Below are 12,201 nucleotides of genomic sequence, written 5' to 3' on the forward strand. Positions count from 1 at the left end.
AGCCCAACTCAGATTCCGACTTCGAGATTGACCGGACGCGTGAAGGTGTTGGCCACCGGCGACCACTTCTTGACGTGATCGATCAGGGCCTGGACCTCTTCCTTGGAAATGCCCTCGCATTCCATGTCGACCTTGACCCGCACATCGGTGAAGCCCACCGGCTTCTCGCTGACGTCGCCCGTGCCCCAGACCGCGGTGATGTTGAGATCGCCCTCGAGTTCCAGCTCGAGCTTGTTGACGATCCAGCCGCGATGCACGGCATTGGCGTGCAGGCCGACCGCGAGGCAGGAGCCGAGCGCGGCGAGCGAGGCCTCCGACGGATTCGGCGCGGTGTCGTCGCCCAGCAGCCCCGGCGGCTCGTCGACGATGTAAGGCGCGAGATTGCGGATGTAGTTGGCGTGGCGGAACTTGCCCTCCGCGACGGTCTTGCACTTCAGGGTCTTGATGACCTTGGGGTTGGCCTTGCCGTTGGCGATGAGCTGTTCGAGCCCGCCTTTATCGATCGGTGCGAGGCAGCCCGTGAGGGCCGTCTTCTGAACAACAGCGGTCATCTGATTTCTCTCCCTGGGATCGAGGATACCGAACGGTCTGTTTCCTGCACGAAGCGTGCCAGGGAGGCTGGAAATCAAAAGGCGGAATGATCCTCGCGGCTTAGGACAAGATGGCAGAACGTGGCCCGACCTTGTCTGCCCAAGCGCGATGCACAATGCTGCTCGTCACGATGAAATTGAGCGCAAGTCCGCCTGTTGGCCGCGAGCACACTTGCTTGCTCACGCGCACAGCGATTAAGCTCGCGCGCATGGGCAAGTCAGCTGCGGGCAAACAGACAAGCAAGAAGCCGGCGATCGTGCGGACGATTGCGGCGGTTGACGAGGACTCGGCGCGTGGCCGCTTGCTCGGCGCGGCGACGCGGCTGTTCTGCAAGAACGGCATCAACGCCACCGGCATCGACGCCATCATCAGCGAGGCTGGGACGGCGAAGACCACACTCTACAAATTATTCGGATCGAAGACCGCGCTCGTCACCGCCGTGCTGGAGAGCGAGGGCAAGCAATGGCGGGAATGGTTCATCGGCGCGATCGAGGCCGGCGGCGGCGATGCCGAGACCAAGCTGGCGCGGATCTTTCCGGCGTTGAAGAGCTGGTTCGGCGAGGAGCGCTTCTATGGCTGCCCCTTCATCAACGCAGTCGGCGAGCACGACAAGGACCAGAAGCAGTTCCGCACCATCGCGATGCGCCACAAGAAGGTGGTGCTTGCCCATATCGAAAAACTGGCCCGTGAGATGGGCGCTCAGGATCCCGAAAGCTTCGCGCATCAGCTGGCGCTGTTGATCGACGGCGCGATCGTCGCCGCCATGGTGTCGCGCAATCCCGAGGTCGCCGACACCGCGGGCCTGGCCGCGAGCACCCTGTTCGAGCCGGTCAGGCTGAAGGCCGGAAAGCGCAGCAGCAGGCCGGATGCTCAGCTCGCCGCGGTGTAGCCGCCGCGGCTGCCGCCCTCAGCGGAAATAATCGCCGACAAGGTCGAGGTCGCGCGGCAGAGGCTTTGCCCCGTTCAGGCCCGCGTCGATGACCCGCCGGCAGGCCGCCACCGCATCCTCATCCCCGAGTTCGTTGGCGGCTTCGAGCACGAGCCAGGCGGCCTCCGCCACGCTGCGGTCGGCCGCCGGCTCGCGGCGGAGCGGTCGTCGTGCGGAGCCGTGTAGATCCATGCTGTTCATAACACCGTCCTTCGATGACGACGTCAGTGGGCGAGAGCACGCGGCTCGCGTCCGGTCTTGGCGGGATTCTTCCGTGACTGATAGAAATCGATGACGCTGCGCGAGGCCTGCATGTCGAGGCGGGCATAGTCGCGCTCCAGATCCTGCAGCTCGCCGGCGGTGATTCGATGCTCGCGGGCGCCGAGGAACGCCAGCGCCATGGTCGTGTCCCAGCTGAAATGCAGCGCCTTGGCCAACATCAGCAGCATCTCGCGATTACGGTCGAACAGCGCCCGCTCGACGACATCGGCCGGCAGGCCGGACAACAGCGCCAGGCCGATCATCACCTCCTCGACCTTGTGGGCGACGGCGTAGCCGGCAATGGTGCTTTCGTGCAGATTGCCCAGGCGATGCTGGATCGAGACAGTGCGCTTGGCGACAAAGTAGTTGCGCGAGCCCGGGCCGAACTTGGATTGCAGATCGCCGGCGATATTGGCGACCGAGCTGTGGATCTCGCCGACGAGCTCCGGCCGTTCCTCCGCCAGCCGTTTGCCGACGTCGTCGGAGGCCTTGGCGATCAATTGCTGGAACAGATGGCGCGGGATGTCGAGACGCCGGCCGAGATGCTCGGCCAGGATGGAGTCGTTCTCGGCACGCTGCACCATGTGCAGGAAGCCCGAGCCGGAGAATTGCGCGCCCTGATTGCGCGCAACCGCATTGGCGACGGCGCTGTTGCCGCGCGAGGCCAGCACGTCGGTCACGGCAGGGCTCAGGCTCTTACGCTCGGCGATCGCGAGCAGATGCGCCTGGCTCTTGGTGCGGGCGTTCTCCAGCAGCGCGACATCGTCGAGCCGTTCGGATTCGCGCAGCACCGGGCCGGCGACCTCGATCGCGTCGTCGAAAGCGAGCTTGCGAACGACGCTGGCCGGCGAATATTCGATCCTCGCCAACCGATGCGCCAGCTTGGCGCGCGCTTCCGTCTCGATCTCGTCGGCGAGCCGGCCGATCACCTCGCCGAACGTGGCGATCTCCTCTTCGCAATAACGTCCCGCGATCAAAAGATCGGTCGCGTGCCACAGCGCGCGCTCGCGGCTGTCAGCCGTCCCCCGCGCGATCGCATCCTCAAGATCCTGCAATATGGAATGTGTTTCGTTCATGATCAAAGCCGCCAGCCACAGCGAAAAAAATGTAGTACGGCACTCATACCGCCGGAACGCGAGTGTTCCGTAACGGGGCGCGTGACGATTTGATCGTGGTTTTTCGGTCAAATGCGCAAGGGCGCGTTAAGCATGCCCGGCGGCCCGGGCCGTTGCTCAGCGCTCGCGCATCGCGTCGTGGAGGTGCTCCCGCAACGGCGCCAGCAGGAAATCGATGATGCGCCTTTTGCCGGTCAGGATCTCGGCCTTCACCGACATGCCCGGCACCAGCGCCGCCGTGCGGCCATCGACGTCCAGCGTGCTGCGGTCGAGCGCGATATGCACCATGTAGCGCAGCCGCTCGCTGGCTTCGACGCGGTCGGTCTGGTCGGCCTGGCGCTCGGCGCCCTGGACGCCATTGGGATTGACCGGCGCGGCCTCGGCGTCGCGATCGACCGAGGTCACCTGGCCGCCGAGCAGGCCATAACGGGTGAACGGAAAGGCGTCGACCTTGAGCTCGACGCGCTGGCCGGCCTCGACGAAGCCGACATCGCGGTTCTCGACCACCGCCTCGACCTCGATCCTGTCGTCGTCGGGAACGACCGACAGCAGCTGCTGCGCCGGCGTCACCACGGCGCCCGCGGCGGCGCCGTGCATCTGCTGCACGGTGCCGTCGATCGGCGCGCGCAGGGTCTGCAGCTCGGCGCGGCGCGTCGCCTTGGTCAAGGCCTCGCCGGCGGCGCGGGCGCGCTCGCGCGCGGTGGCGAGGTCGCGCATCGCCTTGTCGCGGATCTCGGCCTCGGTCGCGGCGATCTTCTGATCGAGCCCGGCGATCGTGGCGTCGAGCGCGATGATCTTGGCCTTGTTGATCGCGAGCTCGGCGCGGGTCTCGGCCAGCAATTGCTGGCTTTCCAGCCGGGCGATGATCGAGGCATTGCCGATCTCGCTCGCCTTGGTGCGGATCTCGGCGCGCTCGGCGACCATCGGCAGGGTCTGCTCATATTTGGCAACCGTCTGCTGCAGCGCCTCGCGCTCGGCGATGTGCTGGGCGCGCTCCTGCGCGAGCGCCGCCAACTGGCTGGCGCGCATTGCCAGCTGCGCCGTGAGCTGGGCCTGGGCGCGGGCGCGGTCGAGCGGATCGACGCCGACCACGAGGTCGAATGGCCCGATCTTCACGCCGTCGAGGAACGCCGCCAGCCGTACCTCGTCGAGCAGGCTCGCGATCAGGTCGCTGCGGGCGCGATCGGCCTCGGCGCTCACCGACGTCTTGTCGAGCTCGATCAGCGCGTCGCCGGCGCGCACGCGCTGCCCCGGCTGCACCAGCACCGCCTTGACGCTTGCGGTCTCGAACGGTTGCACCACCTGCGTCCGGGTGTGAGAGATCACCTTGCCGCTGGCGACCGCGACGATATCGACCTTGCCGAGGAACGCCCAGCCGAGCGCCGCAAAGGTCACGGTGCACAGCGCCAGCGCCGTGATGCGTCCGAGCGGATTGGGCGGCGTCTCCGTGATTTCGAGGGCCGCGGGAAGGAATTCGCGTTCCGACACGTTGCCGCCGCCGAACGACAGGCTTCGCAGAAGGCTTGCAGGTGTGCTCATTGCCTTCTCCTCAGCGGCCCGCGGACTGAATTCTGTGCAAGGTCGCATAGCGCCCGCCGCCGGCCACCAGCTGATCGTGGGTGCCGTCCTCGATGATCACGCCGTTCTCGATCGTCAGGATGCGGTCGGCGCTGCGCACCGTCGACAGCCGGTGCGCGATGATCAGCACGGTGCGGCCGCGCACGATGTCGCGCATATTGGCCTGGATGATGCTCTCGGACTCGTAGTCGAGCGCCGAGGTCGCCTCGTCGAAGATCAGGATGCGGGGATCGCCGACCAGCGCGCGCGCGATCGCGATGCGCTGGCGCTGGCCGCCGGACAGCGACACGCCGCGCTCGCCGATGACCGTGTCATAGCCCTGCGGCATCCGGCAGATGAACTCATGCGCGCCGGCGAGCTTGGCCGCCTCGACGACCTTCTCCATCGGCAACGCTGGATCAGCGAGCGCGATGTTCTCGCGCACCGAGCGGTTGAACAGCACGTTCTCCTGCAGCACCACGCCGATCTGGCGGCGCAGCCAGGACGGATCGAGCACCGCGGTGTCGACGCCGTCGACCAGCACCCGGCCCGCTTCCGGCAGGTACAGCCGCTGCGCCAGCTTGGCGATCGTGCTCTTGCCGGAGCCCGAGGGACCGACGATGCCGACCACCTGCCCTGCCCCGATCTTCAAGGAAACATCGCGCAGCACCGGCTGAGTGTTGAGCCCGTAGCGGAAAGTCACGCGCTCGAACTCGATCGCGCCCTGCAGCGGCGGTAGGTTCTGCTCGGCGCCGCCGCTCTGCGCCTCGACCGGCGTGTTGAGAATGTCGCCGAGCCGCTCGACCGACAGCCGCACCTGGTGGAAATCCTGCCAGACCTGCACCAGCCGCAGCACCGGGCCTGAGACCTGGTTGGCGAGCATGTTGAAGGCGACGAGTTCGCCGACCGTCATCCGATTGGCGATCACGAGGCCGGCGCCGACGAACAGCGTCAGAGCGCCGACGCTTTTGTTGAGCAGGCTGGCGGCCTGGCTCGCCCAATTGCCGATCTGCGACGCCGAAAAGGAGGCGCCGACATAGCTCGCGAGCTGCTCCTCCCAGCGCCGCTGCATCAGCGGCTCGACGGCCATCGCCTTGATGGTCTCGACGCCGGTGACGCTCTCGACCAGGAACGCCTGGTTCTCGGCGCCGCGACGGAATTTTTCGTCCAGCCGTGTCCGGAACGCGGGCGTAGTGGCGAGCGACAGCAGTGCATAGACCGGCAGGGTCGCGCAGACGATCCAGGCCAGGGTGGAGCTATAGAGGAACATCACGCCGATGAAGACGGCGGCGAAGGCGAGATCGAGCACCAAAGTGATCGAGGACGAGGTGATGAACTGGCGGATGGTCTCCAGCTCACGCACCCGCGCGACGCTGTCGCCGACGCGACGGCTCTCGAAATAGGCCAGCGGCAGCCGCATCAGATGCCGGAACAGCCGCGCACCGAGCTCGACATCGATGCGGTTGGACGTGTGGGTGAACAGATAGGTGCGCAGGCCCGACAGCACCGCCTCGAACAGCGCGATCAGCGCGAGGCCCGCAACCATCACCTCAAGCGTCGACAATCCGCGATGCACCAGCACCTTGTCGATGACGACCTGGAAGATCATCGGCGTCGCCAGGCCGAACAGCTGGATCACGAACGACGCCAGCAGCACCTCGATCAGGATACGCCGGTACTTGCCGATGGCTGAAACGAACCAGCCAAGATTGAACCGGCGCGCGGTGTCCGACAGCTCCGCGCGCTTGGCGATCAGGATGAGCTGGCCGGACCACAGCGTTTCGAACTCGGCAAAGGCCAGCAGACGCGGCCCCGCATCGCTAAGCCCCTGGATCAGGACAGCGGTCTCGGTCACCTTGCCGATCACGGCAAAGCCGCCATCCTTGAGCACGGCGAGCGCCGGCAGCGGCGTCGTCTTCAGGCGTGCGATCTTCGATGTGACCAGCCTCGCCTTGACCGGAAAGCGCGCGGTGGCGCGCAGGAGATCATCAACCGAGAGTGCGTCGCTGCGGCCAGCCTCGTGCTGGATGCGGCCGGGATCGGCGACGATGCCGAGCAGATGCAGCGACAGCGCCAGCGCCCATGCGCCCTGATCCGTACACGCCTGCATCGAATGATCCCGCCTCGTGGTTCGACATCCCCGCGACACCCTCCGCGGCTCGCGTTGGCGCGACGTTAAATCGGATGCTTAACAGGTGACGCATGGCGGCGGCGGTCTGGTACGAAGAGACCGTGCCGGCTGCACCGCCGAACCGGCCGCAAACTCACGGACGAGCGCCCGCGCACACGGACAACCTCTTAATGAGTTGCTCGTCATGCCCGGGCTTGTCCGGGCATCCACGTCCCTCCCAGGAAGCCGCGCGACGTGGATGGCCGGGACGAGCCCGGCCATGACGTGTGCAGAGAGCCGATCGCGAATCCGTCACATGTGCGCGTCCCGGCGATCAGGGGCGGATCACGCCGCCAGCGGCATCGCCAAGGTGTGCTGCTGCGAGGCCAGCGATTGCGTGAACGCGACGTTCGACGCGCCGCCATCGGAGAGCGAGGCGATCGCCTGGACGAAGCCGGATGCGGCTCCCGAGAGATCGCTGATGTCGGAGACGAGCTTCAGCCCCGAGGATGACGTGGTGGTGCTCGCCGCCAGCTTCTTGGCGTCGCCGACATTGTCGATGGTGATGGTGTCGCCGGCGGCCAGCAGGGTCGCCAGGCTGACCTCGAAGGTGGTCTGCCAATATTGGCCGGCCGCCGAGCCCCAGGGATTGCGGACCTGCAGCATGCCGTTGGCGCTGTTGTAGCCGTAGATCGACATCGCGTGGCTGGCCACGAGCGTGGTCTTGCCGGTCGAATCCTTGGCATTGGTGTAGGATGACAGGATGACGTCGTCGCCCGCGGCGAGGCTGGCGGCGATGGTTGCCAGCACGCTGGACGTCGAATTACCGGTCGTATAGCCGGTCACGCCGAAGGACGAGTTGTAGACCACCTTGCCCCAGGAGCCGCCCATGGCGCGGAAGTCGGTGATCTGGGTGGCGCCGGTGATCGCCTCGAGGGCGATCTGGGGGGCACCGCCATTGCCGATCGTGGTGTAGGAATTGCCGTAGTTGATCGAGTTGCCGGTGTAGACGCCACTGGCTTGCAGCTCGGCATAGGCCTTCTCGGCGAGGCTCGCCCAGATGGCGGTTCCGCCATTGTTGAAGATGGTGCCGCCATTGGCGAGCGCGCTGTTGACGGTGACGTAACGCGCAGCGCCGTTGACGTAAAAGCGCACGCCATAGGTGCCGTTGCCATTGGCCGTGAACATCGACGAGATCACCGACTGCTCCTTGTAGGCGACCTCGGCGAGGCCTGCGAGCAGATAGCAATCGCCCAGATAGCCCTGGTTGATGTCGTTCATGCTGGCGCCGGCGGCCGAGAACAGCGGCTTGGTCGAGTTCGAATAGGACACCGAGAACTGGGTGCTGCCGAGGATCACCTTCGAAGACGGCAGGTCGGTGCCGAGGAACCACTTTCCGATCAGCTCGGCGAATTGCAGCTCGGTCGCGCCGGCGGCGAGATTGCCGAGGGCGACCGCGCTGGCGGCTCCGCCGGTCCAGGTCGCGTTCGCGGCGTTGCCGTTGACGAAGGACTGGGCGATGTAGGTCAGATAGCTCGACGTCGAGACGCCATTGTTGAGATTGGCGACGATCGTCTTGAGATCGGCGAATTGGCTGGCGCTCAGCTTGGTCTTGGTCGCGGCCAACGAGGCATCGATGTCGGTGAACACCTTGAGCAGGCCGGCATACGTCACCGTGCCATTGGTGATCGCGGCCGTCATGTCGGCCTTGATCGCAGCATTGGTCAGGGTGTTGACCCAGGCCGGCACCGTCGTCTTGGTGGTGGATGTGGCGGCGACCGTCGAGGTGGTGGTTTTCGCGGTGACGCTCGAGGTCGTGCTCGACGTCGTGGTCAAGGTCGCCGCGACGCTGCAGAAATTACCATAGATCGCGATGGCGGCCGATGGATCGGCGCTCGACGTTGCCGTCGGCGCTGCCGCCGCGGTCCGGGCGGCCAGCCAGAGTGGCGTCAGATCAGCTGTGAGCCAACTGTCGGTCTCGAACATTCCGGTCTGGTCGCTGGTTGGGTCGGTCTGCGGCTTGCGTAGGCCCTGCGGCTGGATCGGCATTGGTCGAGGCTCTCCGTGAACGATGTGATCTTCGGGCGATCGGCATTGCGATCGGCCCGCCATCGTTCGCACCAGGCCTTGCGGCAAAGCTGCGCGATCCGTTCGAATTTTAGGGATTTGTCGCGATCAACTGTATCTTACGACCGTTCGATCGGTGGGATCTTACAGATCGGCGGCAAATGATACGGAGGCCGTAGTCGTACGGTGCCCGAATGGTCTCTACTCTATCTTCGCTCCGCGATCAGCGCCTGCAGCCGCTTCAGCTCCGCCTCGAGATCGCCCTCGACGTCCGCGCCCTTCACCTCGGTCACGCGGTAGTCGCGGCTTTCCAGCCACGCCCGGCGCTGGGCGCGATCCGCAACCACGCCCTCGCTCTCGTCGTCGCCCACCAGCTCGATGGCGAGGCGGTGGATGAAGGACACGAAGTCGGGGATGTGGCGGCCGACCGGGGTCTGGCGCTTGAACTGGCCGGCGAAGCGGCGGTCGCGCGACAGCGCGTGCCACAACGCGCGCTCGGCGTCGGTCGGGTTGCGGCGGAGCAGCCGCGCCAGCCCGCGCAGCGAGCCGCGCGAATCCGGCAAATTGGCCACCGTGCCCTGCTCGGCGATCAGCGCCCGCAGCCGGCTCGCCTGGGTGCTGTCGAGCACGCCGCCCTTGGCCGGTCCTTTGCGCCCTTCGGCGATCGCCATGACCACGCCGTGCAAAGTGTGGATGTCCTGCTTCGTCGGTTCCATGCGGAAGAAGATGTTGCGCAAATTGACCAGCATGGTCTCGCGCTTCTCGGCGGGCCGCAGGAATTCGACCCGGTCGAGCTCGCGGACGAGGTTCTCGAAGAACGCCTCCAGCTGCTCCTGGGTGGCGCGCTCGGAGCGTTCGGGCATCGTGAAGGGCAGCGCGCCGAAGGTCACCAGCTTGAACCATTCATAGCCCATCAGCAGCACGGCCTGGGCGAGGTTGAGCGAGGCGAAGCCTGGATTGACCGGATAGGTGATGATGCGGTTGGCGCGGGCGACCTCCTCATTGGTCAGGCCCGACCGCTCACGGCCGAACAGGATGCCGGCCCGGCCGCCGGCGGCGATCTGGCCCTGCATCTCGCGGGCGGCGGCCTCCGGCCCCATCACCGGCTTGGCCTGGTCGTGAGAGCGGGCGGTGGTCGCGAAGACGAGGTCGAGATCGGCGATCGCCTCCGGCAGGGTCGCGAACAGCCGGACGTGGTCGATGATGTGGTCGGCACCCGCCGCCGCCCGTTGGGCGGCGATGTTCGGCCAGCCGTCGCGCGGATTGACCAGGCGCAGCTCGGTGAGCGCGAAATTGCCCATCGCGCGGGCGGCCATGCCGATGTTCTCGCCGAGCTGCGGCTCGACCAGGATCACCACCGGGCCTGCGATCTCCATTCCTGCCTTGGTCTTGTCGGTGCCCGACACGGTCGATCCTCAACTTCCACATCATGGTCAAGCGCCGGCGCGGCGCCCGATCCGCTCCGTTGGCCCGGCTGGAGAGAATTCTCAAGCAAAATAATCGGCTTAAGCCGGATTTTTGCAGTTTGCGCGAAGCCGGAGGGAGGCCGCCCCGCCGTCTTCGCCCGTTGCATGAGCGGGCCGCGAAAATCAGCACCGTGCGCATACCGGGTGCGCTTCCGCCCGCGGTGCAGCAGTGCTATGACGCGCTTGATTTCACAAGCGCTTTCCATTCCTGGCGCGCTGTTCCCAAGAAGGCCCCATCGATCATGGCAAAAATCAAGGTGACCAACCCGGTCGTCGAGCTCGACGGCGACGAGATGACCCGGATCATCTGGCAGTACATCAAGGACAAGCTGATCAACCCGTTCCTTGATATCGACCTGCAGTATTACGACCTGGGGATGGAGAGCCGCGACAAGACCAACGACCAGATCACGATCGATGCCGCCAACGCCATCAAGAAGGTCGGCGTCGGCGTGAAGTGCGCCACCATCACCCCCGACGAGGCCCGGGTGAAGGAGTTCGGCCTGAAGGAGATGTGGAAGTCGCCGAACGGCACCATCCGCAACATCCTGGGCGGCGTCGTGTTCCGCGAGCCGATCATCTGCAAGAACGTGCCGCGCCTCGTCCCCGGCTGGACCAAGCCGATCATCATCGGCCGCCACGCCTATGGCGACCAGTACCGCGCCACCGACTTCAAATTCCCCGGCAAGGGCGTCCTGACGATGAAGTTCGTCGGCGACGACGGCACGGTGATCGAGAAGGAGGTCTTCAAGGCGCCGGGCCCGGGCATCGCGATGGAGATGTATAATCTCGACGAGTCGATCTACGACTTCGCCCGCGCCTCGCTCAACATGGGCCTCGCCAAGAACTATTCGGTCTACCTCTCGACCAAGAACACCATCCTCAAGGTCTATGACGGCCGCTTCAAGGACATCTTCCAGGAGGTGTACGACAAGGAGTTCAAGGACAAGTTCGAGGCCAAGAAAATCACCTACGAGCACCGCCTGATCGACGACATGGTCGCCGCGGCGCTGAAATGGTCGGGCGGCTATGTCTGGGCCTGTAAGAACTATGACGGCGACGTGCAGTCCGACACCGTGGCACAGGGCTACGGCTCGCTCGGCCTGATGACCTCGGTGCTGATGACGCCGGACGGACAGACCGTCGAGGCCGAGGCCGCCCACGGCACGGTGACCCGCCATTTCCGCGAGCACCAGAAGGGCAAGGAGACCTCGACCAACTCGATCGCCTCGATCTTCGCCTGGACCCGCGGCCTGTCGCACCGCGCCAAGCTCGACAACAATGCCGAGCTCGCCAAGTTCGCCGCCACCCTGGAGAAGGTCTGCGTCGACACCGTCGAAGCCGGCTACATGACCAAGGACCTCGCGCTCCTGGTCGGCGCCGACCAGCGTTGGCTGTCGACCACCGGGTTCCTCGACAAGATCGCCGAGAACCTGACCAAGGCGATGGCGGCGGCGTAAGTCTCCCCACTTTCGCCTTCTGGTTTGGTCACCTATCGACGGGCCGCGCCGCAAGCGCGGCCCGTTTCCGTTTTCGCTATGATCGAGGACTTGACCATGCGCGTGATCCCCACGCTGTCGCTGCTGCTGCTGGGCGCCCTGACCGTCCAGGTCTATGCCGCCGAGACCGCGCTTCCCGATGCCCTCGTCGCCGCCGGCGAGAAGCCGGTGCTGACGCTGCATGCCGAGGGCGCCCAGGTCTATGAATGCAAGACCGATAAGGACGGCAAGCTCGCCTGGACGTTCCGCGAGCCGATCGCCACGCTGGTCGCCGACGGCAAGACCGTCGGCCGCCACTCTGCCGGGCCGAGCTGGGAGCATCAGGACGGCTCGATCATCGGCGGCCGGGTGCAGGGCACCGCGATCGGCGCCACCGACAACGACATTCCCTGGCTGAAGCTCGAAGTGGTCCCGCACCGCGGCGGAAAGGGCGTGCTCTCCGACGTCACCACGGTGCAGCGGATCAACACCGCCGGCGGCAAACTGGAAGGCGCCTGCGAGACCGCGGGGCAGTTCCGCAGCGTGGCCTATTCCGCGGACTATGTCTTCCTCCGCAAGGAGTGAGCGGATGCAACGTGGCGCGGGCGACCAGGCCGAAGCCAAGCCG

Annotated in this window: 10 protein-coding genes; 3 read left to right on the plus strand and 7 right to left on the minus strand. The window is 65.9% G+C overall.

The window, feature by feature from the left end; all coding sequences use genetic code 11:
- Nucleotides 1–8 precede the first annotated feature (8 nt).
- Nucleotides 9–551, minus strand: a complete 543-nt coding sequence (locus tag BBTA_RS25320) for an OsmC family protein (protein ID WP_012045352.1) — start codon at nucleotides 549–551, stop codon at nucleotides 9–11.
- 248 nt (nucleotides 552–799) lie between these two features.
- Between BBTA_RS25320 and BBTA_RS25325 the strand changes: the two genes are divergently transcribed.
- Nucleotides 800–1,480, plus strand: coding sequence for a TetR/AcrR family transcriptional regulator (locus tag BBTA_RS25325; RefSeq protein WP_041750884.1), 681 nt, complete (start codon nucleotides 800–802; stop codon nucleotides 1,478–1,480).
- 18 nt (nucleotides 1,481–1,498) lie between these two features.
- On the opposite strand, the gene BBTA_RS25330 is transcribed toward BBTA_RS25325, so the two are convergent.
- From BBTA_RS25330 to BBTA_RS25355, 6 genes are all read right to left on the minus strand, one after another.
- Nucleotides 1,499–1,720 carry a hypothetical protein gene (locus BBTA_RS25330; RefSeq protein WP_012045354.1) on the minus strand — a complete coding sequence of 74 codons (222 nt, stop codon included), beginning with the start codon at nucleotides 1,718–1,720 and terminating at the stop codon, nucleotides 1,499–1,501.
- Between the two features lie 23 nt (nucleotides 1,721–1,743).
- Nucleotides 1,744–2,856: a DUF2336 domain-containing protein gene (locus BBTA_RS25335; RefSeq protein ID WP_012045355.1), complete on the minus strand. Its 1,113-nt coding sequence runs from the start codon at nucleotides 2,854–2,856 to the stop codon at nucleotides 1,744–1,746.
- Nucleotides 2,857–3,012: 156 nt separating this feature from the next.
- On the minus strand, nucleotides 3,013–4,434 hold the full coding sequence (locus BBTA_RS25340; protein WP_012045356.1) for an HlyD family type I secretion periplasmic adaptor subunit: 1,422 nt from the start codon (nucleotides 4,432–4,434) through the stop codon (nucleotides 3,013–3,015).
- A gap of 10 nt (nucleotides 4,435–4,444) precedes the next feature.
- Entirely contained in the window at nucleotides 4,445–6,562 is a 2,118-nt protein-coding gene (locus BBTA_RS25345) for a type I secretion system permease/ATPase (protein ID WP_012045357.1), read from the minus strand.
- Nucleotides 6,563–6,907: 345 nt separating this feature from the next.
- A complete protein-coding gene (locus BBTA_RS25350; protein WP_012045358.1) occupies nucleotides 6,908–8,611 on the minus strand; it encodes a C2 family cysteine protease in 1,704 nt (567 codons plus the stop codon).
- Between the two features lie 224 nt (nucleotides 8,612–8,835).
- Nucleotides 8,836–10,035: a TrmJ/YjtD family RNA methyltransferase gene (locus BBTA_RS25355; protein WP_012045359.1), complete on the minus strand. Its 1,200-nt coding sequence runs from the start codon at nucleotides 10,033–10,035 to the stop codon at nucleotides 8,836–8,838.
- Between the two features lie 302 nt (nucleotides 10,036–10,337).
- On the opposite strand from BBTA_RS25355, the gene BBTA_RS25360 reads away from it, so the two are divergent.
- Both BBTA_RS25360 and BBTA_RS25365 read left to right on the plus strand, forming a co-directional pair.
- Entirely contained in the window at nucleotides 10,338–11,555 is a 1,218-nt protein-coding gene (locus BBTA_RS25360) for an NADP-dependent isocitrate dehydrogenase (protein WP_012045360.1), read from the plus strand.
- Nucleotides 11,556–11,651: 96 nt separating this feature from the next.
- Nucleotides 11,652–12,158 carry a DUF3455 domain-containing protein gene (locus BBTA_RS25365; protein WP_012045361.1) on the plus strand — a complete coding sequence of 169 codons (507 nt, stop codon included), beginning with the start codon at nucleotides 11,652–11,654 and terminating at the stop codon, nucleotides 12,156–12,158.
- The last annotated feature ends 43 nt before the right edge of the window (nucleotides 12,159–12,201 follow it).

The sequence above is a fragment of the Bradyrhizobium sp. BTAi1 genome (genome assembly GCF_000015165.1).
GTDB classification, from domain to species: Bacteria; Pseudomonadota; Alphaproteobacteria; order Rhizobiales; family Xanthobacteraceae; genus Bradyrhizobium; species Bradyrhizobium denitrificans.